Source organism: Kaistia granuli DSM 23481, assembly GCF_000380505.1.
GTDB classification, from domain to species: Bacteria; Pseudomonadota; Alphaproteobacteria; order Rhizobiales; family Kaistiaceae; genus Kaistia; species Kaistia granuli.
Genome location: NZ_AQYH01000007.1, coordinates 319,717 through 344,634 on the forward strand (window position 1 = coordinate 319,717; position 24,918 = coordinate 344,634).

General features: G+C 66.9%; 21 protein-coding genes. 13 read left to right on the top strand and 8 right to left on the bottom strand.

Annotated features, from left to right (window positions below):
* The first annotated feature begins 27 nt into the window (after window positions 1–27).
* On the top strand, window positions 28–942 hold the full coding sequence (locus G342_RS0111375; protein ID WP_018183268.1) for a polyprenyl synthetase family protein: 915 nt from the start codon (window positions 28–30) through the stop codon (window positions 940–942).
* Window positions 943–956: 14 nt separating this feature from the next.
* On the opposite strand, the gene G342_RS23920 is transcribed toward G342_RS0111375, so the two are convergent.
* Window positions 957–1,763 (bottom strand): META domain-containing protein, encoded by an 807-nt coding sequence (locus G342_RS23920; protein WP_018183269.1) that lies wholly within the window; start codon window positions 1,761–1,763, stop codon window positions 957–959.
* A 210-nt stretch (window positions 1,764–1,973) separates the two neighbouring features.
* Here G342_RS23920 and G342_RS25685 point away from each other — a divergent pair, with 210 nt between their 5' ends.
* On the top strand, window positions 1,974–2,342 hold the full coding sequence (locus tag G342_RS25685; RefSeq protein ID WP_083931206.1) for an endonuclease domain-containing protein: 369 nt from the start codon (window positions 1,974–1,976) through the stop codon (window positions 2,340–2,342).
* Window positions 2,343–2,397: 55 nt separating this feature from the next.
* Here G342_RS25685 and ispG read toward each other — a convergent pair whose 3' ends face one another.
* Both ispG and G342_RS0111395 read right to left on the bottom strand, forming a co-directional pair.
* Window positions 2,398–3,666 carry a flavodoxin-dependent (E)-4-hydroxy-3-methylbut-2-enyl-diphosphate synthase gene (ispG, locus tag G342_RS0111390; RefSeq protein WP_040878784.1) on the bottom strand — a complete coding sequence of 423 codons (1,269 nt, stop codon included), beginning with the start codon at window positions 3,664–3,666 and terminating at the stop codon, window positions 2,398–2,400.
* Window positions 3,667–3,840: 174 nt separating this feature from the next.
* Entirely contained in the window at window positions 3,841–4,353 is a 513-nt protein-coding gene (locus G342_RS0111395; protein WP_018183272.1) for a transcriptional repressor, read from the bottom strand.
* Between the two features lie 190 nt (window positions 4,354–4,543).
* Here G342_RS0111395 and G342_RS0111400 point away from each other — a divergent pair, with 190 nt between their 5' ends.
* The 7 genes from G342_RS0111400 (at window position 4,544) to G342_RS0111430 (ending at window position 10,538) form a co-directional block, all read left to right on the top strand.
* A complete protein-coding gene (locus G342_RS0111400; protein ID WP_018183273.1) occupies window positions 4,544–5,341 on the top strand; it encodes a 3-hydroxybutyrate dehydrogenase in 798 nt (265 codons plus the stop codon).
* Window positions 5,338–6,366, top strand: a complete 1,029-nt coding sequence (locus G342_RS0111405) for a patatin-like phospholipase family protein (protein ID WP_018183274.1) — start codon at window positions 5,338–5,340, stop codon at window positions 6,364–6,366. The genes G342_RS0111400 and G342_RS0111405 overlap by 4 nt, the downstream gene beginning before the upstream one ends.
* On the top strand, window positions 6,363–6,839 hold the full coding sequence (locus G342_RS0111410) for a GNAT family N-acetyltransferase (RefSeq protein ID WP_018183275.1): 477 nt from the start codon (window positions 6,363–6,365) through the stop codon (window positions 6,837–6,839). Before G342_RS0111405 ends, G342_RS0111410 begins: the two co-directional genes overlap by 4 nt.
* Window positions 6,840–7,064: 225 nt before the next feature.
* The gene (locus tag G342_RS0111415) at window positions 7,065–8,003 is read left to right on the top strand and encodes a Gfo/Idh/MocA family protein (RefSeq protein ID WP_018183276.1); all 939 of its coding nucleotides are present in this window, start codon (window positions 7,065–7,067) and stop codon (window positions 8,001–8,003) included.
* A gap of 137 nt (window positions 8,004–8,140) precedes the next feature.
* The gene (locus G342_RS25280; protein WP_018183277.1) at window positions 8,141–9,469 is read left to right on the top strand and encodes an extensin-like domain-containing protein; all 1,329 of its coding nucleotides are present in this window, start codon (window positions 8,141–8,143) and stop codon (window positions 9,467–9,469) included.
* A 155-nt stretch (window positions 9,470–9,624) separates the two neighbouring features.
* The gene (locus tag G342_RS0111425) at window positions 9,625–9,996 is read left to right on the top strand and encodes a hypothetical protein (RefSeq protein ID WP_156830896.1); all 372 of its coding nucleotides are present in this window, start codon (window positions 9,625–9,627) and stop codon (window positions 9,994–9,996) included.
* Window positions 9,996–10,538 carry a hypothetical protein gene (locus G342_RS0111430; RefSeq protein WP_018183279.1) on the top strand — a complete coding sequence of 181 codons (543 nt, stop codon included), beginning with the start codon at window positions 9,996–9,998 and terminating at the stop codon, window positions 10,536–10,538. Before G342_RS0111425 ends, G342_RS0111430 begins: the two co-directional genes overlap by 1 nt.
* Before the next feature lie 44 nt (window positions 10,539–10,582).
* Here the strand turns inward: G342_RS0111430 and pyc are convergent, their stop codons facing one another.
* The 3 genes from pyc to G342_RS0111445 form a co-directional block, all read right to left on the bottom strand.
* The gene (pyc, locus tag G342_RS0111435; protein ID WP_026304342.1) at window positions 10,583–14,023 is read right to left on the bottom strand and encodes a pyruvate carboxylase; all 3,441 of its coding nucleotides are present in this window, start codon (window positions 14,021–14,023) and stop codon (window positions 10,583–10,585) included.
* A 125-nt stretch (window positions 14,024–14,148) separates the two neighbouring features.
* A complete protein-coding gene (gene mdoH / locus G342_RS0111440; RefSeq protein WP_018183281.1) occupies window positions 14,149–16,356 on the bottom strand; it encodes a glucans biosynthesis glucosyltransferase MdoH in 2,208 nt (735 codons plus the stop codon).
* Window positions 16,344–17,930 (bottom strand): OpgD/OpgG family glucan biosynthesis protein, encoded by a 1,587-nt coding sequence (locus G342_RS0111445; protein WP_018183282.1) that lies wholly within the window; start codon window positions 17,928–17,930, stop codon window positions 16,344–16,346. Before G342_RS0111445 ends, mdoH begins: the two co-directional genes overlap by 13 nt.
* A 471-nt stretch (window positions 17,931–18,401) precedes the next feature.
* Between G342_RS0111445 and G342_RS0111450 the strand changes: the two genes are divergently transcribed.
* Both G342_RS0111450 and G342_RS0111455 read left to right on the top strand, forming a co-directional pair.
* The gene (locus tag G342_RS0111450) at window positions 18,402–19,319 is read left to right on the top strand and encodes a ribokinase (RefSeq protein WP_018183283.1); all 918 of its coding nucleotides are present in this window, start codon (window positions 18,402–18,404) and stop codon (window positions 19,317–19,319) included.
* Window positions 19,320–19,476: 157 nt separating this feature from the next.
* Window positions 19,477–21,009 carry a UxaA family hydrolase gene (locus tag G342_RS0111455; RefSeq protein ID WP_018183284.1) on the top strand — a complete coding sequence of 511 codons (1,533 nt, stop codon included), beginning with the start codon at window positions 19,477–19,479 and terminating at the stop codon, window positions 21,007–21,009.
* A gap of 232 nt (window positions 21,010–21,241) precedes the next feature.
* Here the strand turns inward: G342_RS0111455 and G342_RS0111460 are convergent, their stop codons facing one another.
* A complete protein-coding gene (locus G342_RS0111460; protein WP_083931216.1) occupies window positions 21,242–22,534 on the bottom strand; it encodes an Nramp family divalent metal transporter in 1,293 nt (430 codons plus the stop codon).
* Window positions 22,535–22,792: 258 nt separating this feature from the next.
* Between G342_RS0111460 and G342_RS0111470 the strand changes: the two genes are divergently transcribed.
* Both G342_RS0111470 and G342_RS0111475 read left to right on the top strand, forming a co-directional pair.
* Complete coding sequence (locus tag G342_RS0111470; RefSeq protein ID WP_018183287.1) at window positions 22,793–23,725, top strand: aldo/keto reductase; 933 nt, start codon at window positions 22,793–22,795, stop codon at window positions 23,723–23,725.
* 61 nt (window positions 23,726–23,786) lie between these two features.
* Window positions 23,787–24,401, top strand: a complete 615-nt coding sequence (locus G342_RS0111475; protein WP_018183288.1) for a LysE family translocator — start codon at window positions 23,787–23,789, stop codon at window positions 24,399–24,401.
* Window positions 24,402–24,413: 12 nt separating this feature from the next.
* Here the strand turns inward: G342_RS0111475 and G342_RS23930 are convergent, their stop codons facing one another.
* A complete protein-coding gene (locus G342_RS23930) occupies window positions 24,414–24,878 on the bottom strand; it encodes a hypothetical protein (protein WP_156830897.1) in 465 nt (154 codons plus the stop codon).
* Between the last annotated feature and the right edge of the window lie 40 nt (window positions 24,879–24,918).

A 24,918-nucleotide genomic window follows, 5' to 3' on the forward strand; every position in this document is an offset into this window, starting at 1 on the left:
CATCTCCCTCGTTCGCATGAGGCAATCTTGGTTCTGCTCGACGACGAATTCCAGCTCCGTCTCACCGACGCCGCCGCCGCCACCGAAACCCTCCTGGAAGCCATTCTGGTCGAGAGCCCGGCGGAAGGCGAAATCGCCCGGCCGGCGCGGCTGGTCGAGGCCATGCGCTATGCGGCGCTGGGCGGCGGCAAGCGGTTGCGCCCGTTCCTGGCGATCGAGGCGGCGCGGCTGTTCGGCGAGGACGGCGCCGGCGCGCTTCGCATCGGCGCGTCGATCGAGTGCCTGCATTGCTACAGCCTTGTCCACGATGACTTGCCGGCCATGGACGATGACGATCTGCGCCGGGGCAAGCCGACCCTGCATCGCGCCTATGACGAGGCGACCGCCATCCTCGCCGGCGATGCCCTGCAGACGCTGGCCTTCGACCTGATGGCGGATCCCGCGACCACGGCCGATCCGCTGGTGCGGGCAGAGCTGGTGCTCGGGCTTGCCCGCGCTTCCGGCCTCGGCGGCATGGCCGGCGGCCAGATGCTCGACCTGCAGGCCGAGACGGAGGCGCCGGACGAGGCGTCGATCCGCCAGCTGCAGGCGATGAAGACCGGCGCGCTGATCCGCTTCTCCTGCGAGGCTGGCGCCATTCTCGGCCGTGCCTCGACGGCGGACCGCGGCCGCATCCGCCGCTTCGGCGAGATCATCGGCCTGGCCTTCCAGCTCGCCGACGACATCCTCGACGAGACGGCGACGCCCGAGGCGCTCGGTAAGGCGACCGGCAAGGACTCTTCCCGCGGCAAGGGAACCTTGGTCGGGCTTTACGGCGTGGAGCGCGTCCGCACCATGCTCGACGAGCTCGTCGCCGAGGCCGAGGCGCTGCTGGCGCCGTTTGGCGAGCGCGCCGCGACCCTGGCCGCGGCGGCGCATTTCGTCGCCCATCGCGGCGCCTGACGCGCCGCCTTGAGCTAGGCCTTGTTCTTGACGAGACGTACGAGCGGCTGGCCGCGGCCATCGAGCAGGACCAGCTTGGCGCCGTCGAGGCGATAGCCCTGCGTCGCCGACAGCGCGTCGAGGAACTTCCGCTCCTGCTCCATCTGCGCCGGCACGCAGGCCATCTGCGTCGCGCCGAGCGGGCCGACCTTGAGGGCGCCGTCCTTGACCGTCACCGTGCCGAAATAGCGGTTGCAGCCACCCGAGCCGGAGATCTTGCCGCCCGCCTCGATCGCCAGCGTCGACTGCACGATGGCGAGCACGCCTTGGCCGCCAATGTCCTCGGCGAGCCACTCCGTGCCCTGCAACGCCGCCGCCGGCGTCGGAGCCGGGTTCGGGACCGGGGCCGGGCTGGGCGGTGGAGGCGTGGCGCCCGTCCGGGCGGACGCCTGCTGCACCAGGATCGTCACCGGTCCCCGCGTCTTCAGCGGTTCGACGGGAATGGCGGTCTGGTTGATGAACAGCAGTTCGGGGCCGCGCTCGATCCGGGCCTGCAATTCGTAGCGACGGCCCGGGCGGATCTTCGAGGCGCGGTAGGTGAGCTTGAAGGCGAACGGCACCTGTTTGCCGCGCGACCGAATTCGCTGCTGGGCGATGACGTTCGCCGGCGCATCGGCGCGCGAGACGTCGACCAGCTGGACGGTGATCCTGGCGCGCGGATCGAGGGCGATCCGCTCGCGATAGGTCACCTCGCCGGAAAGCGTCCGTGCCAGTGCCAGGGTCGACGGCAGGATGATCAGCGCCAGGGCACATAACAGGCGCAGGGGCAGGATGCGGGTCACGATCGAACCTCGTCGGGCGAAAGAAGGGAGAAGAGATCTAAACGCAACCGTAAGGGCAGTAAACGGGGGAGATGGAGAGGCGCCGTCCGAACGCCCCCTCCCCAAAACGGCCTTCGCCCGTTTTGACCCTCCCTCAAGGGGAGGGTTCAAGCGGAGCTTGCTGAAGCAATGGAATGGCGCGGAGCTGGACGATGATCTTGGGAGGCCGAGATGAGCCGGCGCAGCGTAGATCCTCGCCAGCTTTCTTTTGCCCGGACCATGCGCCGGAACATGACGGAAGCGGAGCTCCGGCTCTGGCTACGACTGCGTGCTCGTGGTGCAGAGGGCCTGAAATTCCGCCGCCAGGTCCCGATCGGCCCCTACATTGTCGACTTTCTCTGTGCCGAGCGACGCCTGGTCATCGAGATTGATGGCAGCCAGCATTTTTCGGATGAGGCGATGGCCGCTGATGTCCGACGCACTGCATGGCTCGAAGCGCGAGGTTTCCGGGTCCTGCGCCTGACCAATCTCGAGGTGATGCAGAATATCGAAGCTGTCTATCAGGTTCATCGCCGAAGCATCGGGACGAACTCCGCTTGAACCCTCCCCTTGAGGGAGCGTCGAAAACGCCTTGGCGTTTTCGGGGAGGGTAGTCCTACTCCGCCGCCTCGCCCGCCTTCGAGCCGAGCCCGAAGCGCTTCTCGATGTACTCGCCGACCAGCTTGCGGAAATCGTCGGCGATGGCGGGGCCGCGCAGCGTCACCGCCTTCTTGCCGTCGATGAAGACGGGGGCGGCCGGCGTCTCGCCGGTGCCGGGCAGCGAGATGCCGATATCGGCATGCTTCGATTCGCCGGGGCCGTTGACGATGCAGCCCATCACCGCGACCTTCAGCGCCTCGACGCCCGGATAGCGCTCACGCCAGATCGGCATCGAGGTGCGGATATCCTCCTGGATCCGGCTTGCCAGTTCCTGGAACACAGTCGAGGTCGTGCGGCCGCAGCCGGGGCAGGCGGCGACGATCGGCAGGAAGGCGCGGAACCCCATGGTCTGCAGCAGTTCCTGCGCCACCTGCACCTCGCGGGTGCGGTCGCCGTTCGGCTCCGGCGTCAGCGAGACGCGGATGGTGTCGCCGATGCCCTCCTGCAGCAGGATGCCCATGGCGGCGGACGAAGCGACGATGCCCTTGGTGCCCATGCCGGCCTCGGTGAGGCCGAGATGCAGGCAATGGTCGGAACGGCGGGCGAGATCGCGATAGACGGCGATCAGATCCTGCACGTTCGACACCTTGGCCGATAGGATGATTTTGTCGCGAGACAGGCCGATCGACTCGGCAAGGTTCGCCGAGAGGATGGCCGACTGGCAGATCGCCTCGCGCATCACGGCGGCGGCCGAGATCGGCGCAGCGGAAGCCGCGTTCTCGTCCATCAGCCGGGTCAGCAGGTCCTGGTCGAGCGAGCCCCAGTTGACGCCGATGCGGACCGGCTTGTCGTATTGGATCGCGAGCTCGATCAGGGTGGCGAACTGGCGGTCGCGCTTTTCGCCGAAGCCGACATTGCCGGGATTGATGCGGTATTTGTCGAGCGCCTCGGCGCAGGCCGGGTGATCGGTCAGGAGCTTGTGGCCGATATAGTGGAAGTCGCCGATCAGCGGCACGTCGATGCGGCGCGCGAGCAGCTTTTCCTTGATGAACGGCACGGCCGCCGCCGCCTCGTCGCGGTCGACGGTGATCCGCACTAGCTCCGAGCCGGCGCGGGCGAGCGCCGCGACCTGGGCGACGGTCGCGTCGATGTCGGCCGTGTCGGTATTGGTCATCGATTGCACGACGACCGGCGCGTCGCCGCCGACGCGGACCTTGCCGACGCGGACGGAGGTGGCGTGGCGGCGCGGCAGCGGACCGGCGAGCGTTTCGGAGGCGGGGGTCATGTCATTCATGCGAGATCACGCGCTGTCGCTGCCTCGCCCGCTGTGCGGGGAAGGGCTGGGGTGAGGGGGCGCCGGAGGCGCGAATTCGGAAAGTCGGTTGCAAGCAAGCCCTCACCCGCGAGCCGGCGAGGGCTTTTGGGGCTCGGGGGAAGGAGGGCTTTGCCAGACATCTTCCTACGCCGCCTCGCGGCAGCGGGCGCATAGGCCGCGGATCTCGATGATTGGCGCGCGCGGCGCAAAACCGGCGGCCTTGGTGACGGCGGCGAGGGCGTCGGTCAGCGCGGCGGACGAGGCCTCGCCGGCGGCGCCGCAGTTCTCGCAGAGCAGGAACACGGTGGCGGCGCCATGGCCGGGCTTGTCGTGCCCCTCCGGCCCGCGCGAGCAGGCGATATAGGCGTTGCGGCTCTCGATGCGGTGGGCAAAGCCGTGCTCGACCAGGAAATCGAGGGCGCGATAGACGGAGACGGGCGCCGGGCGCGGGCCTTCGACGGCGAGCCGGTCGATCACGTCATAGGCGCTCGCGGGGACATGGCTTTCGGCAAGCGCCGCCAAAACCTTGCGGCGCTGCTCGGTGAAGCGCAGCCCCTCGGCGGCCGAGATCGCCTCAGCATGGGCGATGGCGTCGCGGGCGCAATGGTCGTGGTCATGGTCGCGATGTTCGAGCACGACCCGGTCTGCTTCGTTCATGGCCGCCCTATTCTGGTCGTCTCTTCCTCAAGCCGCGTGGAGTATCTTTCCGCGCGCCGCGTTCTAGCATGGATCGACGAAGAGGCCGACTCCGCGCCGATTGCCGCACGCCTTCCCTTGCTGCTGCACCGCAATATATGGTCGTCTCGGTCACTTCTCACCCCTTTTCCTCCCTCTAGGAGACGAATTCATGTCGAAGGACGGCCATCTCAAGGACAGGGTCGCGCTGGTGACGGGCTCGACCTCGGGCATCGGGCTTGGCATTGCCCGCTCGCTCGCCGGGGCCGGCGCGCATGTCGTGCTGAACGGCTTCGGCGATCCGGCGGTGATCGAGAAGCTCCGGGCGGGCCTTGCGGCCGAGTTTGGCGTCGAGGTGCGCTACTTTGGCGCCGACATGACCAAGGAAGACGAGATCGCCGGGATGATCCGCGATGTCGAAAGGGAATTCGGCGCCATCGACGTGCTCGTCAACAATGCCGGCGTCCAGCATGTCGCGCCGGTCGACGAGTTCCCGGTCGACAAGTGGAACCTGATCCTGGCGCTCAACCTCTCGGCCGCCTTCCACGCCATCCGCCTGGCGCTGCCGGCAATGAAGCAGAAGGGCTGGGGCCGGATCATCTCGACGGCATCCGCGCACGCGCTCGTCGCCTCGCCCTTCAAGGTCGCCTATGTCGCCGCCAAGCACGGCATCGCGGGCATCACCAAGACCGTCGCGCTCGAAGTGGCCGACAAGGGCATCACCGTCAATGCCATCTGCCCCGGCTATGTCTGGACGCCGCTGGTCGAGAAGCAGATCCCCGATACGGCCAGGGCGCGCGGCATGACCGAGGAGCAGGTCAAGAAGGACGTCATCCTCGCCGCGCAGCCGACCAAGGAATTCGTCACCGTCGAGGAAGTGGCGGCGCTGGCGCTGTTCCTCACCACGGACGGCGCCCGCTCGATCACCGGTTCGCTGCAGTCGATCGACGGCGGCTGGACCGCGGCATGACGGTCACGCTGGAAGGGCGCAAGATCCTCAATCTCGGCCTGCAGGGTGGCGGCGCGCATGGCGCCTTCACCTGGGGCGTGCTCGACCGGCTGCTGGAGGATGGACGCCTCGATTTCGAGGGGATCTCCGGCACCAGCGCCGGCGCGCTCAACGCGGTGGCGCTCGCCGACGGGCTGGCGCGCGACGGCGCGGCCGGCGGACGGGCGCGGCTCCGCGAATTCTGGATGCGGGTCAGCGCCGCCGGTCGTCCCGGCGCCTCGGCGCGCGACCTGATGGAGGCCTGGATGGGGGCGTGGCGGATGCCGGCCATGCAGCCTTTCCACATGATCGAGGCGATGACCAATTTCGCCTCGCCCTATGGCTTCAACCCGATGAACATCAATCCGCTCCGCGAGATCGTCGCGGAACTGGTCGATTTCGATCGCCTGCGCGCCGCGGACGCGCCGAAGCTGTTCATTTCGGCGACGGCGGTCCGTACCGGCAAGATCAAGGTCTTCTCCGGCCATGGCATCACGGCCGAGGCGGTGATGGCGTCGGCCTGCCTGCCCTATCTGTTCCAGACCGTCGTCGTCGACGGCGAGCCTTACTGGGACGGCGGCTTCATGGGCAATCCGGCGCTGTTTCCGTTCTTCACCGAGACGAAGGCGACCGACATCCTGCTGGTGCAGATCAACCCGATCGAGCGCAGCGCCGTGCCGATTTCGGCCAAGGAGATCCTCGAGCGGATGAGCGAGATCACCTTCAACGCCTCGCTCCTGCGCGAATTCCGCGCCATCGACTTCGTCAACCGCATGCTCGACGAGGGCCGGCTCGATCCGGCGCGCTACCGTCGCAACCGAGTGCACCGCATCGACGCCGGCAGAGCGCTCGAACGCTTCTCCGCCTCGACCAAGTTCGATACGTCGCGCGCCTTCTTCGAGGAATTGCATGCGGCGGGCCGTGCGGCGGCCGGGGACTGGCTCGCTGCGCATTTCGACGATATAGGCGTTCGGGATACCGTGGATTTGCGGAGCCAGTTCCAGTGACGGATCTCGCCTTTTCGAGCCTCGCGCTTCGATCCGACTTCATCGGCACCGTCGCCGACCGGATGTGGCATGCCTGGTGGCGCGAGGCGGGCGAGCCGCTTTCGACCCTGCTCGGCCACCTGCGCGAGTTCCGCAACGATGCCATCCCGCTCGGCATCGTCGCCCATCGCGACGACGACTTTGTCGGTTCGGCGCTGCTGATCGACAGCGACCTCGAGGAGCGGCCGCAATATTCACCCTGGCTGGCGGCGCTGTGGGTCGAGCCGGAGGCGCGCTCGCGCGGCGTCGCCACGGCGCTCAGCGATCGCATCCTCGCCGAAGCGGCGGCGCTCGGGCACGAGAGCGTCTATCTCTGCGCCAGCGCCGACAAGGCAGCCTACTACCTCGCGCGCGGCTGGCAGGAGGTCGAGCGCGATGTCGGCGAGCACCGGCTGGCGGTCTTCGTCAAGCCGACAGGCGCTCCCGGGCGATAGGATCTTCCTTCGCCTCTCCCTGAGGGATCGACGCCCGCAGGGCGGCGGGAGGGTTTACGGCCCCACCGGATGGCTCCTCAACCCCTCACCGGCTCTTCGAGCCGACCTCTCCCGGCGGGAGAGGTGAAGGCGGGATTCCCTCCGACCGGTCCGGTGCTTTACGAACCGGCGCGCCATCGTGTTAGATCGCGCAATGGTTCAGAAAATGCACTCAGGGCGGAATGAATGGCCAAGCATAAGATTGCGATCATCGGTCTCGGCAAGATCACGCAGGACCAGCATCTGCCGGTGATCGACAAGAGCGGCGACTTCGAGGTCGCCGCCGTCGTCAGTCAGCGCGGCCTGAGCCATAACGGCGTTCCGAGCTTCAAGACGGCGGCCGAGCTCTACGCGGCGATGCCGGAGATCGGCATCGTCTCGGTCAACACGCCGCCGGATGTCCGCCATGCGATCGCACGCGAGGCGCTCGTTGCCGGCAAGCATGTCCTGCTCGAGAAGCCGCCGGCGGCGACCTTGGCCGAGTTCGAGGATCTGAAGGCGTTTGCCGAGGCTGAGGGCAAGGTTCTCTTCGCCACCTGGCATTCGCAGTTCAACCCGGCGGTCGACGAGGCGAAGGCGTTGCTCGCCAAACAAGGCGTGCGCTCGGTCAAGATCGAGTGGCGCGAGGACGTCAAGAAGTGGCATCCGGGCCAGGACTGGGTCTGGGAGCCGGGCGGCTTCGGCGTCTTCGATCCCGGCATCAACGCGCTCTCCATCTTCGTCAAGATCCTGCCCTTCGCGCCTTTCGTGAAGGCGGCGGAGCTGACCTATCCGGCGAACCGTCAGACGCCGATCGCCGCCAAGCTCGTCTTCGGCAGCGCAGCCGCTTCCGCCCCGGCGCTCACCGCCGATTTCGACTGGCGCGAGCAGGGCGACGAGAAGTGGCACATGACCATCGAGACGGCCGACGGCAAGAAGCTTCGCCTCTACAAGGGCGGCGCGGCGCTGGAGGTCGATGGCAAGCTGGTCGTCGAGGCGCCGAGCGAGGAATATGAGCGGATCTACGCGCATTTCGCTGACCTGCTCGCGTCGGGCAAGAGCGATGTCGATGGATCGCCGCTGCGGCTGGTGGCCGACGCGATGCTGGTCGGCCGGCGAAACGTGACGGACGCCTTCGACTGGTAGTTGTCCGCCGGTCGGAACGGATGGCCAGCGCCGCGCATTGAAGACAGCAGGATTTCGGCTGTGAGGCGACGTTGGGCACAAACGAGACGGGCGCGAACATGGCACGATGGCGACATGTCCGATCCGGGATAGGCGGCTTGCTGGCCGCCTTTCTCGTGACCGCGATGCCGATCGAAGCGCGGGCGATCAGCCCGGACGAACTGTTCCAGAAGATCATCCCCAAGGTGGACCCGGGCTCCGAGCGCAAGCCGGCGAAGCGGCGGACGCAGCGTGCCACCCCGGCCGCGCCGCAGGCGAAGGCCGCGTTGCCGGAAGGCGCGAAGAGCGACGCGTCGCCGGCGATGCCATTGCCGGCGCGCCGTCCGGACGCCGCGGCAGAGCCCCCGGTCGCCGCTGTCGCCGTGCCGGTCACGCCGGCGCCGGTTGTTGCGGACCGTCCGGCGACGCCCTTGCCCCGCTCCAAGCCCGAGAGCGAGCGCAAGGCAGCCGGTCTGGTGGCGATTCCGCCTCCCGCCGATGCCGCCGTCGAAAAAGTGACGACCGAAACCGTGCCGGCGGATCCTGCCCTGGCGGCGGGCGCGGCGGCGGCGTTGGCCGGGGCGGTTCCTGCCGATCCGCCGACAGCCGAACAGCTGGCGTTCGCGCCGCCCGTCCTGCCGAGCGCGCTGAAGCCGGCGCCCGGTGAAGCGGGCGGGCGAAACACCGACGGCAGCCTGAAGAAATCCGACCGGTTGCCGCCGCCGCAGAAGGAGGCGGCGATCGCGTCGCCGGAGGCCGCCGCGACGGCCGGGGAAGGGCCGCTTGACGAAGTCGGGCGTGCGCCAGCCAATCTGCCGGCGCCGTTACCGACTCCGCGGCGAAAGCCCGAGATCGTGATGGCGGCGATGATCCCGACCGTCACGCCAGCGTTGCCGGAGGGGCTCGCCGCCTGCCGTGCGTCGATGGCGAGCATGAAGATCTCCGCCAAGGCTCTCCCGGCGATCCAGTCCGGCAGTTGCGGTGGTCCGGATCCGTTCGATGTGAGCGAACTGGAGGGCGGGGCGATCGATCTGAGCCCGGCCGCCAAGGTCAATTGTGCGGTGGCGACGACGCTGGCGCGCTGGATCGAGGAAGATATCCAGCCCTCAGCGCAGGCGCTGCTCGGGGGGCGTGTCACGGGGCTGCGCATCGCCGACTCCTATTCCTGTCGCGGTCGCAACCGGGTCGCCAACGCCCAGCTTTCCGAGCATGCCTTCCTGAACGCCGTCGACATCGGCGCCTTCGAGATCGGTGGCCGCTGGGTGACGGTGACCAAGGCCAAGGACCGCACGGAGAAGGAAGACAGTTTCCTGAAGGCGGCGCGCGTCTCGGCCTGCGACAAGTTCATGACCGTGCTCGGCCCCGGCTCGGATGGCTACCACGAGGATCACTACCACCTCGACCTGCGCCAGCGCGGCAAGGGTGCCGGCAAGAAGTATTGCCATTGAGCCTTGTCGGGACGCTGGCCGAGTTCCGGTCCGGCTAGGGGAATTCCTGTCGGCCCGCTGGTTGTCTCGTCGTTCCCGCTTTTGCAGCCCGATCGGAAACACAGTAATTTACCCAACGTCAGCATGCCCTTCTCCTGTTGCGCAGAGAGGAATGGATGATGCGGTACGTCGGGTCTTTCTTCGTCTTCGCCTGTCTGGTGCCGTGCGGGGCTGTCGCGGCGGAGTTGCGTTGCATCGAGGAAGCGCGCGCCTATGCGTCGCTGCCTTCCGAAGCAGCCTATGTGACGCTGGCCGATTGTGTTCAGCCCGGCATGAAATTGACGACGCCTGTCTTTGGCGCGCCGAAGGCGACCCTGTCCAGCCACGACACCAAGCGCCTGCATGACTGGCTCGGCCAGTTCGCCGGCAAGATCCCGGAAGGCAAGGGGGCCGTCATCCTGCAATGGAATGACCCCGCCTCCTTCACTGCCCGCGGCAAGGTCGAGGACGGCAAGCCGCCGATCATCGAATTCAAGTCGCAGATGTGATGAGCGATTTCGAATTCTCGGTTTCGGTGTGGAAGCTCGTCATCTGGCGCTTCGGCATCATGATGATCGTCGCCCTACTGGTGGCGGCCGTCACCATGGCACTCTTCTTCTATCTGAGGCGTCACCGTTCGCCGGCTCCCTGGCGCCCGGCCCCGATCGGGGGCGTCGAGGCTGCCGTGGTGCTGTTCAGCATCGCCCTGATCGGTGCGATGGTCGGGGATCTCAGCGGATCCAGCCAGGAATCAATTGCCGGCCAGCTGGTTCCGGCGATCCTGACCTTGCTGGGCGTCGTCGCAGTCTATCTGTTCGGCAAGAAGCACGACGAAACGGGGCTGGTGAGCCTGGCCGTGCTGGCCTTTATCGTCACGCTGACGATCTGCTATTCGCATGCCCTGGCGCGCAAGAACGACAAGGACGCCTTCACGTTCTGCCGGGATAAATATTCCGATGCCGCCGTTCTCGCGGATCCCCGGATCATCGAACGACTCAACGAGATCTTCGGACCCTACTGCAAGGCAGCCATCGGCCGTCACACGCAGTGAGCTTCGGGCGCCTGTCTCCGTCGAGGCACAGGCGCCCGTTTTTGTCAGCCGAACACCACCAGAAGGTCCTTGGCGTCGATCTGGCTGCCGGCGTGGACCAGCACCTCGGCGATGGTACCGTCGCGGTCGGCGTGGATGGCGGTTTCCATCTTCATCGCCTCGATCGACAGCAGCACGTCGCCGGCCTTGACCGTCTGGCCGGCCTTGACGGCGAGCGTCGAGACGACGCCCGGCATCGGCGCGGCGACATGGTTCGGATTGCCGTCCTCGGCCTTGCGCTTGGCGACGACCGAGCCGGCATTGGCCCGGTCGGGGACCTTGATGACGCGCGGCTGGCCGTTCAGCTCGAAGAAGACGCGGATCAGGCCTTCCTCATCGGCGTCGCCGATGGCCTGCATCCGGATCACCATGGTCTTGCCCTTTTCGAGCTCGACCAGGATCTCCTCGCCGACCGGCAGGCCGTAGAAATAGACCGGCGTCGGCAGCACGCTGGTCGGTCCCCAGTTCTGCAGGCCCTTGGCGAAGTCCGTGAAGACCTTCGGGTACATCAAATAGGAGGCGAGGGCGAAATCGTCGATGTCGCCATTGCCGACCTTCTCCTTGGCCGTCTTGCGCTCGGCCTCGAGATCCGCCGAAGCGATCAGCGAACCCGGACGGGCCGTCGACGGCTTCTCGCCCTTCAGCGCCTTCTTCTGGATGCCTTCCGGCCAGCCGCCCGGCGGCTGGCCGAGATCGCCGCGCATCATCTGCACGACGGAATCCGGGAAGGCGATGTCCTTGGCCGGGTTCTCGACATCGGCGACCGAGAGGTTCTGCGACACCATCATCAGCGCCATGTCGCCAACGACCTTCGAGGACGGCGTCACCTTGACGATGTCGCCGAACATCTGGTTGACGTCGGCATAGGCCTGCGCCACCTCGTGCCAGCGCGTGTCGAGACCGAGCGAACGGGCCTGTTCCTTCAGATTGGTGAACTGGCCGCCCGGCATCTCGTGCAGATAGACTTCCGAGGCGCCGGCCTTGAGGTCGCTCTCGAAGGCGGCGTACTGGCCGCGCACTGCTTCCCAGTAGAACGAGATCTTGCGGATCGCGTCAGGATCGAGCCCGGTGTCGCGCTCGGAACCCTTGAGGGCTTCGGCGATCGAGCCGAGGCATGGCTGCGAGGTGAGGCCGGAGAGCGCGTCCATCGCCGCGTCGACGGCGTCGACGCCGGCTTCCACCGCCGCCAGCACGGTCGCGGCCGAAATGCCCGACGTGTCATGCGTGTGCAGATGGATCGGCAGGTCGGTCTCGGCGCGCAGCGTCGTGATCAGCTTCTTGGCGGCGGCCGGCTTCAGCAGGCCGGCCATGTCCTTCAGGCCGATGACATGCGCGCCGGCCTTCTCCAGCTCCTTGGCGAGCGCGACATAGTACTTCAGATCGTACTTGGCGCGGTCGGGATCGAGGATGTCGCCGGTGTAGCAGATCGCCGCCTCGAGGACCTTGCCCTCTTCGCGCACGGCGTCCATCGAGACGCGCATGTTCTCGACCCAGTTCAGGCAGTCGAACACGCGGAAGAGGTCAACGCCGCCGGCGGCTGCCTGCTTGACGAAGAACTTGACGACGTTATCGGCGTAATTGGTGTAGCCGACGCCGTTGGCGCCGCGCAGCAGCATCTGCAGCAGGATGTTCGGCGCGCGCTCGCGCACCATGGCGAGACGCTCCCAGGGATCCTCGGTCAGGAAGCGCATCGAGACGTCGAAGGTGGCGCCGCCCCAGCATTCGAGGCTGAGCAGCCCGGGAAGGCCGCGCGCATAGGCATCGGCGATGCCGACGATGTCATGCGTGCGCATGCGGGTCGCGAGCAGCGACTGGTGCGCGTCGCGCATCGTCGTGTCGGTGACGAGCACGCGGCTCTCCGCGCGCATCCACTGGGCGAGCGCCTCGGGGCCGTGGGCGTCGAGATACTGCTTGGTGCCCGGCGCTGGTTCGGCCGCGAATTGCGGAATCACCTTGGCGAGGGCATCGGCCTTGGGGCGCACGCGGCCGCGCGTCTCCGGATGGCCGTTGACGGTGACGTCGGCGATGTAGTTGAGCAGCTTGGTGCCGCGATCGCGCCGACGCACGGCCGAGAACAGCTCCGGCGTCGTGTCGATGAAGCGCGTCGTGTAGGAATTGTCGCGGAACTGCGGGTGGTTGATGATGTTGGCGACGAAGGTCAGGTTGGTCGCCACGCCGCGGATGCGGAACTCGCGCAGCGCGCGGTCCATGCGGGCGATCGCCTCCTGCGGCGTCGGCGCCCAGGCGGTGATCTTCTCGAGCAGCGGATCGTAGAAGCGGGTGATCACCGCGCCGGAATAGGCGGTGCCGCCGTCGAGGCGGATGCCGAAACCGGACGCCTCGCGATAGGCGGTGATGCGGCCGTAATCCGGGATGAAGTTCTGCTCGGGATCTTCGGTCGTGATGCGGCACTGCAGGGCATGGCCGTTGAGGCGGATGTCGGCCTGCTTCGGCACGCCCGATTCGGCCGTGCCGATGGCGGCGCCCTCGGCGATGTGGATCTGCGCCTTGACGATGTCGATGCCGGTCACCTGCTCGGTGACGGTGTGCTCGACCTGGATGCGCGGGTTCACTTCGATGAAGTAGAACTTGCCGGTATCGGCATCCATCAGGAATTCGACGGTGCCGGCGCCGTAATAGTTCGAGGCCTTGGCGATCTCGACGCCGTAATCGGTGATGCCCTTGCGCTCGGCGTCCGACAGGTAGGGCGCGGGCGCGCGCTCGACGACCTTCTGGTGGCGGCGCTGCACCGAGCAATCGCGCTCATAGAGATGGACGATGTTGCCGTGCTGGTCGCCGAGGATCTGCACCTCGACGTGGCGGGCGCGCTCGACCAGCTTCTCCAGATAGATCTCGTCCTTGCCGAAGGCGGCCTTCGCCTCGCGCTTGGCGGTGATCGCATCCTTGAGCAGGGTCTCCTCGTCGCGGATGACGCGCATGCCGCGTCCACCGCCGCCCCAGGAGGCCTTGAGCATCAGCGGGTAGCCGATGCGGGCCGCCTCAGCCTTGATGGTCTCGATGTCGTCCGGCAGCGGGTCGGTCGCCGGCATGACCGGCACGCCGGCGGCGATCGCCAGATTGCGAGCCGCGACCTTGTTGCCGAGCATCCGCATCGTATCGGGCGACGGGCCGATGAAGATGATGCCGGCCTCGGCGCAGGCCTCGGCGAATTCGGGGCTCTCGGCCAGAAGGCCATAGCCCGGATGGATGGCGTCGACCTTCGCCTCGCGGGCGATGCGGATGACGTCTGCGATGTTCAGATAGGCCTCGATCGGGCCCAGGCCCTTGCCGACCTGATAGGCTTCGTCGGCCTTGAACCGGTGCAGGGCGAGTTTGTCTTCCTCGGCGAAGATCGCGACGGTTGTGATGCCCAGTTCGTTCGCAGCGCGGAAGACGCGGATGGCGATTTCGGACCGGTTGGCGACCAGGATTTTCTTGATGGTCACGTATTCCCCCAACATGAAGCAGCTCTCCGCCCTGCGAACGAGCCTCTGGACACTTGCTTACAAGGTTTGTGCGGGTGCGAAAAGGCCGCAGGTTTATGTTGCGGTGCGAGTAAAATCGGGCTGTTTCAGCCTGGCAAGGCGCTGAGCCGGCTCAGCAGGGCGGGCGTCGCCATGACCATCGCGCGCTCCTGGGGGGTCAGGAAGGAAACCGCCTCGGCGATGCTGGCGGCGTCGTCGATCTTGGCCGCGGACAGCGCTTCGACCGCCTCGACCTTGCCGGGCTTGCGCTCCGGCACAGCGTCGATCAGGGCGAGATGGACCGTGCGCAGCTTGTCGTCGCTGGCGATGGCGACGAGATCGGGGGCGCTCTCGACCGCCGCCTCGTAGACCGGGCGGATCGCCGCGGCGTTGCGGGCGACCGTTGGCGGATCGACTTCCTCCGGCGTGCGGAGCAGGCCCATCCGGCGGATGAAGCGGCCGACCCGGTTGGAGCCGGTCCAGCCGGAAACCGGCACGACCAGCAGCAGACCGAGAAGGGCCGGCGACAACCACGCCACCAGCACCCAGCTATCGAGCGAGGCGGCGAAGAGCAGCGCGATGCCGATCAGGAAGTGCCAGCGATGACGGGCGATCAGATCGCGCAGCGGCACGCCACCATCATCGCGGCGCTGCGGCTTCCAGCCGGAATCGCGGCCGAGCAGGATCGACAGGATGGCGCCGGTATGGACCAGCATCATCACCGGCGCGACGAGGGCGGAGATCAGGATCTCGAACAGGAAGCTGGCGATGGTGCGGAAGCCGCCGACGGTTCGGCGGTCGTCGCGGTTGCGCAGGAAGGCGACGAGACCCAGCAGCTTCGGCCCGAACAGGATCGCCAGCGTCAGCCCGAACAGACGCAAGGCGCGCTCGGCGTCGATCACCGGCCAGGTCGGAAACAGCTGGAACTCCTCGGTGAAATATTCCGGCCGGATGAAATGCGCCTGCAGCGACAGCACCAGGCCGGCGAGGATCAAGAGCAGCCAGAGCGGCGAGGCGAGATAGGAGCCGATGCCGGTCAGGAGATGGATCCGGCTGACCCAGTGCAGCCCGCGCGCTGGCAGCACGAGAAGGTGCTGCAGATTGCCCTGGCACCAGCGGCGGTCGCGCACGGCGAGGTCGATGATCGAGGGCGGGCTCTCTTCATAGGAACCCGCGAGATCCTCGGCGATCCGCACCGTCCAGCCGGCCCGGCGCAGCAGCGCCGCCTCGACGAAATCATGGCTCAGGATATGGCCACCGAAGGGCGGCTTGCCGGGAAGATCCGGCAGTCCCGCCGATTCCATGAAGGCGCGGGTGCGGATGATGGCGTTGTGGCCCCAGTAATTGCCTTCCGAACCGGTCCAGAAGGCGAGGCCGGCACCGACGATCGGGCCATAGACGCGGCCGGCGAACTGCTGCAGCCGCGCGATGATGGTGGTGCCGTTGACGAGCGCCGGAATGGTCTGGATCAGGCCGGCATCCGGGTCCTCTTCCATGCGGCGCGCCAGCTCGATGATCGTCTCGGGGGCGATCAGGCTGTCGGCGTCGAGCACCAGCATGTGGTCGTAGGCCGAGCCCCAGCGCGTGCAGAAATCGGCGACATTGCCGGATTTGCGGGCGACGTTCTTGCGGCGGCGGCGATAGTAGATCCGCGCCCGGTCGCCGAGGCGCTCGCGCAGCGTCAGCAGCGCCGCCTCTTCGGCCAGCGCCACGTCGGGGTCGGTGGTATCGGAAAGGATGAACCAGTCGAAAGCCGGTCCCTGGCGCAGCTCGTCGAGCCCCGACGCCATCGCCTCGACCGCGGCGAAGACCCGCGACGGGTCCTCGTTATAGGTCGGCATCAGCATGGCGGTGCGGGATTCGAGCGGCCCTGCCGGTGTCCGTTTCGGTCGGTACAGCCGGTTCATGACGACGCCATAGCCGGCGATCGCGCTGGTGAAGGCCATCGCGATCCAGCCGAAATTCAGCGCGAACAGCACCAGAACGGCGATCTCGACCGGGGTCAGGCCGCCGACGATGAGCACCTGCTCCATCTCGTAGACGGCGACGACCGCCAGCAGGAAAGCGCTGCCGAGGATGGCGATGCGCCGGATCCAGGACGAGCGCGAACGACGGGGATCGACGAATTTGCGCCGGTCGCGCCGGCGGAAACGCCAGAGCGATTGCGGCGGCATGTCGCCAGGGGTCTCCGTCGGCATGCCGGGTTCGGGATGAAACGTCGTCTCACCGTCCGTGCCGGGGGCGTGGCGGGCAGCCGGCGATGTCTCCGCCGTCTGCTTCGCCTCACCGGCCGGGAAAGCGATTACGCCGTCCATCGATAGACCCAGGTCTCCGCTGGTCGTTCATCGGGGAACTGCAGCACGACCCGCAACTCGACAAGCGTCGCGTCTTCCGGATCGAGCTCGAAATTGACCCGCCAGCCCTCGCCCAGCTTCGGGTTGGGGATCAGCACGACATTGCTGATCTTACCCTTGGACGTGGTCACCGTCGCCTTCGGTTCCGGCGCCGGCTTGTCTTCGAGAGGCTGCGGCGGGAAGAAATCGATCACAAAGCGGCGATTGGGCGTGTCGCCGTCGAGCGTGGAGCGACCCACGCGCGTTCCGGCGACGACCATGCCGCCCGGCACGTAGTTCGGATCGCCGCCCCAGGACAGGCGATAGGCGAAGGAATATTCCGATCCGGCTGGAATCGGGTCCTTTGGCTGCCAGTAGGCGACGATGTTGTCGTGGATTTCCGAATTGGTCGGAATCTCGACGAGGGTGACGGCGCCCTGGCCCCAGTCGCCGACGGGCTCGACCCAGAGGCTCGGACGGCTTTCATAAGCGGCTTCGAGATCCTGATAGGTCTCGAACACGCGATCGCGCTGCATCAGGCCGAAGCCGCGCGGACCGGCGTCGACGAAGGCGCTGATCTGCAGCGTAGACGGGTTGGAGAGCGGCCGCCACAGGCGCTCGCCGCGGCCGTTCACCATCAGAAGGCCGTCCGAATCATGCACCTCCGGACGGAAGTCGTCGACATTGGTGCGGTCATTGGCGCCGAAGAAGAACATGCTGGTGCCGGGCGCGAGGCCGACCTTGGTCAGTTCGGTACGCGGGAAGAGCGTCGCCTCGACATCCATCGTCGTCGGATAGCCCGGACGGACGGTGAAGCGGTAGGCGCCCGACGCGCTCGGGCTGTCGAGCAGCGCGTGCAGGACGATGGTGTCGCCCTGCTGCACCGGGGTCTCGACCCAGAAGGCGCGGAAGATCGGGAATTCCTCGCCCTCGGGCTCGGCCGTCTTCAGGGCCAGTCCGCGCGCGGAGATGCCGTAAACCTGGCCCTTGCCGAGCGAGCGGAAATAGCTGGCGCCCTGGAAAACGAGGATCTCGTCGAAATAGTCCGGCTTGTTGATCGGGCCGTGCACGCGAATGCCGGCGAAGCCCATGTCTTCGTCCGGAATGCCCTTCGGGACCAGCGGGCCGAAATCGAACAGGTTGGTCGAGTAGGGCAGGTGCTTCGCCTCGCCATCCTTGACGATGGCGACCTCGATCGGCTCCTTGAAATAGAAACCGGGATGGAAGAGCTGCATCTTGAACGGCAGCCCGTCATCGGCCCAGACCGAAGCGGCGGACTTGAAGCGGATGTCGCGATACTGATCGTAGGTCAGGTTCTGCAGGACATCCGGCAGACGCGAGGTCGGCGCGGCGAACGGCACGCGCGACAGGCGGCGGGCGATCTCGGCGACGGTCGAACGGGTGAAGGGGCCATCCGTCGCAAGCGAGGCGGCGACGTTGGTCGCCTGTGCCATGGCCTGGTCGGGATACAGGTCGCCGATGGCGGCCACGGCAACAAAGGCGCCGGCAGAAGCCAACAGGCGGCGCCGCGTGATCTTGTACGGAGTCTCAGTCATTTTCTGTCTGTTTTTCTCGGGAAACCGTCGGATGGCCCGAACCTAGGATCGAACTGTGGTGAAAGTTTCACGGTCAAGCTTGCGTAGCTGATTTGGCGGCGAACGTCGATGGCAGGGAGCGAGTTCCGTCGTCGGCGGCGGGGGGGAGGCCGATTGCCGACGCGAGCCTTGAATCCGGCCGTTTCGTTTCTCCACACCGCATAGATCAAGTCCGACAAGGCCGCGATCCCCGATGCCACGTTTCCAGTGGGTTCGCTGGCAATCTAACCATGTTTTTTTGATTGCGGAATGTCGCAGGGGGCAGGCGCGGGATCATATTTGAGGCGCGCCCTTCGATTTGCCGCCCGAACCCCTCAGCGGCGCGACGGCGCTGCCTCTTGTGCGCCTCGCGGCGCCCCGGCATTCTCTGCGCCGCCGCCGCGGCAAGATCGCCACGACACGCAGGAAGGCGGCCGGTTTGAGGAAGCGTTCATGATCACGGTATTTGGTTCGGTCAATATCGACCTCGTCAGTCGCACCGCGCGCCTGCCCCGGCCGGGGGAGACAGTGCCCGGATCGGACTACCAGCTTATTCCCGGCGGCAAGGGCGCCAACCAGGCGCTCGCGGCCCGGCGGGCCGGCGCCTCGGTTCGGATGATCGGCGCGGTCGGCACGGACGACATGGCGACGATCGCCTTGAGCGAGCTCGAGGCCGGTGGCGTCGACCTTTCCGGCATCCAGCGCAGCGGTGCCACCACCGGCATGGCGGTGATCACGGTCGACGACAATGCCGAGAACACCATCGTGCTGTCGCCGGGCGCCAATGCCCGCCTCTCCGCGAGCGGATTGCAGGCCGGTGCTATCGGCGCCGGCGACACGCTGCTGCTGCAGATGGAAGTGCCGTTCGCCGAGAACCTCGCGGCCGCGCGCATCGCCAAGGCGGCCGGCGCTCGGGTCATCCTTTCCATCGCGCCGTTCCTGCCGGTCGAGCGCGAAGCCTTCGCCGACGTCGACATGATCCTCGTCAACGAGACCGAGGCCGCCGACCTCGCCCGCCATCTCGGCCTGCTGCCCGGTTCGAACGGCGCCGCGACCGTGGCGAAGCTCGCCTCGGAGCTCGGCCGCACCGTGATCGCGACGCTCGGCCCGGAGGGCGCCGTCGCCGCCACCCAGACCGAGACGATCAGCGTCCCGGCGCTCAAGGTGGTGCCCGTCGACACGACCGGCGCCGGCGACACGTTCTGCGGCGTGCTGGCGGCCTTGCTCGACGAGGGCGCGGACCTGGCGACGGCGATGCGGCGGGCGTCCGTCGCCGGATCACTCGCTTGCGCCAAGGCCGGCGCACAACCCAGCTTTCCCCTGCGTGAGGCGATCGAATTGTCGCTGGCCAGCGATCCCGCTTTTCCGTGACAGAAAGTCGTCGCTGCTATATATGACAGGTAACTAGACTGATCACTGGTGAATGCTGCATTCACCTGAAAAGCCTGTCGAGGGTGAAATCCGAGATGCGCCAAGCGCGGAAATCCGGAGGAAACCCATCGTCCTTACTCCTATTTCGAGATCTCCGATGAGCGTCACCACCGCTGCCCCGCCCCGCACACTCCGCCTGAATGCCGCCGACAACGTCCGCGTCGCCATCGACACGATCATGCCGGGATCGGTCGTGGAGGGTGTGACGGCGACCCAGCGCGTGCCGAAGGGCCACAAGCTCGCCGTCACTGGCATCGCCGAGGGCGCGCCGGTGGTGAAGTTCGGCCAGATCATCGGCTTCGCCAAGATGCCGATCGCGCCGGGCGAATGGGTGCATGAGCAGAATTGCGGCATGCATGATTTCGATCGCGACTATCAGTTCGCCGAGGGCGCGCATGATGACGGCCTGCTGCCGCTCGCCGAGCGCCGCCATTTCGAGGGCTATCATCGCCCGAACGGCAAGGTCGGCACGCGCAACTATATCGGCATCCTGACCAGCGTGAACTGTTCGGCCACCGTCGCCCGCTACATCGCAGACGCGTTCAATCGCACCGACATCCTGAAGGACTATCCGAATGTCGACGGTGTCGTCGCCTTCGTGCACGGCCAGGGTTGCGGCATGGGCGGCTCGGGCGAGGGCTACGACACGCTTGAGCGCACGCAGTGGGGCTATGCCACGCATCCCAACCTCGCCGGCGTGCTCGTCGTCGGCCTCGGCTGCGAGGTGTTCCAGATCCCGCGGCTGATGAAGCAGTACAATCTCGTCGAGCATGACGGCTTCCGGACGATGACGATCCAGGAGACCGGCGGCACCCGCAAGACGATCGAGACCGGCATCGCCGTGATCAAGGACATGCTGCCGGCCGCCAACGCCTACAAGCGCCAGGCGACGCCGGTTTCCGAGATCATGGTCGGCCTGCAGTGCGGCGGTTCGGACGGTTATTCCGGCATCACCGCCAACCCGTCGCTCGGTCATGCCTCCGATATCCTCGTCAAGCATGGCGGCACGACGATCCTGTCGGAGACGCCGGAGATCTACGGCGCCGAGCATCTTTTGACCCGGCGCGCGGCCAACCGCGAGGTCGGCGAGAAGCTGGTCGACCTGATCAAGTGGTGGGAAGACTACACCGAGCGCAACCAGGGCGAGATGAACAACAATCCGTCGCCCGGCAACAAGCTCGGCGGCCTGACGACCATTCTCGAGAAGTCGCTGGGCGCCGCCGCCAAGGGCGGCACCTCGACGCTTCGCGGCGTCTACAAATATGCCGAGCCGATCGACGCGCATGGCTTCGTCTACATGGACAGCCCCGGCTATGACCCGGCCGCCGTTACCGGCCAGATCGCTTCCGGCGCCAACATGATCGTCTTCACGACGGGCCGCGGCTCGGCTGCCGGCTACAAGCCGACGCCTTCGATCAAGCTCGCCACCAATTCCGACGTCTACACCCGTATGATCGACGACATGGACATCAATTGCGGCGACGTCCTCGACGGCGTCTCGATCGAGGAGAAGGGCCAGGAGATCTTCGACGAGATCGTCGCGGTTGCTTCCGGCAAGCACTCGAAGTCGGAAGACCTCGGTTATGGCGACGCCGAATTCGTGCCGTGGCAGATCGGCGCCGTGATGTAAGGGCCGGCCTTACCGCCTGACGCATTTCGGAAAGCCCCCGTCCAGCGGACGGGGGCTTTTTTGTTGTGGGGGGCAGGCGCCGCTTTCTCCCTCCCCCTTGTGGGGAGGGCGGGGTGGGGGTGCGCACCTCGGTGCCGGGAGGTGCTTTCGAACGGCGTTCTGCTTGCAGGGGGGCGGAGCCGGTACCCCCTCCCTAACCCTCCCCACAAGGGGGAGGGGATCCGGGCAGGGCTCACCCGCCGGTCGTGAAATCGATCAGCAGCTTCATGTTCAGGATGATGATGACGGTGGCGACGACGGCGGCGATGGCGGTGAGCCAGCGCGGCGCGGTGAAGGCACCCATCTTGCGGCGCTCGGCGGTGAACATCACCAGGGGCAGCACGGCGAAGGGCAGTTGCAGGCTCAGGATCACCTGCGACAGGATCAGAAGCTGGCCGGCGCCGCTCTCGCCGTAGAAGATGGTCACTCCCGCCGCTGGCACGATGGCAATGCCGCGGGTGATCAGCCGGCGCAGCCAGGGCGCCAGGCGGATGTTGAGAAAGCCCTCCATGACGATCTGGCCGGCCATGGTCGCCGTCACCGTCGAATTGAGGCCGCAGCAGAGCAGGGCGATCGCGAACAGCGTCGGTGCCAGCGCCGAGCCGAGCAGGGGGTGCAGCAGCGCATAGGCCTTGTCGAGCTCGACCACCTCGGTCGAGCCCTTGGCGTGGAAGGCGGAGGCGGCGAGCACCAGGATCGACGCGTTGATTAGCAGCGCGAACATCAGCGCCAGCGTCGAATCGATCGTGGCGAAGCGGATCGCCTGGCGCTTGCCCTCCTTGTCGGCGTGATAAGCGCGCGTCTGCACGATGCCGGAATGCAGGTAGAGGTTATGCGGCATGACGGTGGCGCCGATGATGCCGAGCGCCAGATAGAGCATGTCCGGATTCCGGACGATCTCCGTGCTCGGCGCGAAGCCGCGGACCAGGTCACCCCAGTTCGGGTCGGCCATGATGATCTGCAGCAGGAACGAGACAGCGATGACGCCGAGGAGCGTGATCACCAGCGCCTCGACCCAGCGAAATCCCTTGGTCTGCAGATAGAGCACCAGGAAGACGTCCAGCGACGTGATGACGACGCCGATCTCGAGCGGGATGCCGAACAGGAGGTTGAGGCCGATCGCCGTGCCGATCACCTCGGCGAGGTCGGTGGCGCAGATGGCGATCTCGGCCAGGACCCAGAGCAGGGCGGCGACCGGCGCCGGGTAGGCGTCGCGGCAGGCCTGCGCCAGGTCGCGCCCGGTGGCGATGGCGAGCCTGGAGGCCAGCGCCTGCAGGATCATTGCCATCAGGCTCGATAAGAGCACGACGAACAGCAGCGTGTAGCCGAAGCGCGAGCCGCCGGCGATCGAGGTCGCCCAGTTGCCGGGATCCATGTAGCCAACGGCGACCAAGTAGCCGGGGCCTAGGAAGGCGGCGAACTTGCGCCAGTTCGGCGCGCCTTCGGCAACAGCGATCGATCCGTGCACTTCCGACAGCGACGGCATCCCTCGGGCGCGACGCCATCCGCCGCCTTCGCCCGTCTCCTGATCGATCGTCCGCACGACGTCGCATCCATAATTAAGAATGAGAATTACTTGCAATAGATGGAGGCCACGCCGTCGCTGTCAAGGAAAACCTTGAGGCAGCCGGTGCCGGAGGCAGCCAGCGATGTCAGGGCGGTACGCGGCGCGACTGTCAGGCGTTGGCGCGGCACCCTAGTTTCCCTAGTCTCATCATCCTGCACAGGCAGGAGGGGCAGCAACATGCGGACACGCAGGCTCGGCAGTACGGATCTCGACGTTTCGGTGATCGGTCTCGGCACCAACAATTTCGGCGGACGGATCGATCTCGAGGCGTCGCGTCAGGTGATCGACGCCGCCATCGAGAACGGCATCAATTTCATCGACACGGCCGACATCTATGCCGAGACCCGCTCGGAGACCATTCTCGGCGAGGTGCTCGGATCGCGCCGCGACCAGATCGTGCTGGCGACCAAGTTCGGCAAGTCCGTCCGCGGCTCGACCGAAAAGCGGCGTGCCTCCCGCGACTATATTGCCCGCGCCGTCGAGGCGAGCCTGACGCGGCTCAAGACGGATCGCATCGATTTGTACCAGCAGCACGAGCCCGACCCGGACACGCCGATCGAGGAGACGCTGGCAGCCCTCGAGGATCTCGTGACATCCGGCAAGATCCGCTATTACGGCGCCTCGAATTTTACCGCGAAGCAGCTCCGCCAGGCGCAGGCGGCGGCGCGCGAGGCCGGCTATCGCGGCTTTGTTTCCAGCCAGGACGAGTACAGCCTGGTCAAGCGCTCGATCGAGCAGGAATTGCTGCCGGTGGTGCGCGAAGAGAAGATGGCCCTGATCCCGTTCTTCCCGCTGGCGAGCGGCCTGCTGACCGGCAAGTACCGCCGGGGCGAGCGGCCCGCCGGCAGCCGGTTCGATGCCTGGTCGACGATGGGCGACCGCTATCTCACGCCGCGCAACATGGTGCTGGTCGAGAAGTTCGACGCCTTCGCCAGCGCCTGGGGGCACAGCGTGCTCGAACTCGCCTTCGCCTGGCTGCTGGCGCAGGATGCCGTGCCCTCGGTGATCGCCGGTGCCACCACGCCCGAGCAGGTCGCCGCCAACGCCGCCGCGTCGCAATGGCAGCTGACGGCGGCCGATGTCGCCGCCTTCGAGGCGCTCGGGGCCTGAGGAACCGACTGGAGTCGGCGACGGCCGCGTGCCATCCTCAGCGGCGCGGGAGGACAACGCCATGTCGTTCGAGACCTATGCGGCCTTCGTGGTCGCCTGCATCGTCATCGCCATCATTCCAGGCCCGACCGTGACGCTGATCGTCGCCAACAGCCTGCGGCACGGCGCCCGAGCCGGGCTTCTGAATGTCGTCGGTACCCAGCTCGGCCTCGCGGTGATGATCAGCGTGGCCGGCATCGGCCTTTCCTCGATGATCGCCGCCGCTGGTCACTGGTTCGATTGGCTGCGGCTGGCGGGAGCCGCCTATCTCGTCTGGCTCGGCGTCCGCATGCTGCGCTCCGAGGGCATCGGCGCCATCGCCGGCCCCCCGGTACCGCCGCGCGGCGGCTTCCTGCTGCAGGGGCTCGTCGTGGCGCTGAGCAATCCGAAGACGATGCTGTTCTTCGGCGCCTTCTTCCCGCAGTTCATTGATCCCGCGCGCGACAAGGTCAGCCAGGTCGTCATCATGGGTGTCACGGCCCTGGTGGTCGCGGCGCTCAACGATACGGCGTTCACGGTGCTGGCGAGCCGGGCGGGGCGGTTGCTGACAAAGGCGCGGGCGCAGCTGGTCGCCCGCCTCGGCGGCGCCTTTCTGGTCGGCGGCGGCGTCTGGCTGGCGCTGGCGCGAACGCGCTGATCCGCTCGATTTCTAGAGCTGGATTTCCGGCGCGGTCGGGCAGGTGGAGGGCTTGCGGCGGTCCCAGCCGCGCGAGGTCCAGTCCTTGACGGGGCCGGCGTCCGGCCCGCCCTTCTCATCCGGCACGAAGAAGGTGAAGCAGTTGGTACCGTCGCGCTCGACGAAGAAGCACGCGCCCTGCTGCGTCTCGTAGAAGGTGCAGAATTTGCCCCCCTGCACCGACCATTGGCCGGAATCCGCGCCGTCGATGTCGTGATAGCGGACCGATCCGTCTTCGTTATAGGTCTCGGTGAAGAAGGCGCCGTTGTTGTAGATGCCGTCGAGCGTCACGCCGGCGAGCGACTTCTCGATCTCGCCTTCCGGCACGCGCTCGCCGGCACGGACCGCGCTCGGCGACATCGCGGCCAGCATCACGCTCGCCAGCCCGGCGAGTAGGCGGCTGCGCGAGGGTTGCGGACCGACCATCATTGCGCTCAAGCCTCGTCTCCGTTGACTTCTCGCCGGTTTGGCGGCAGAA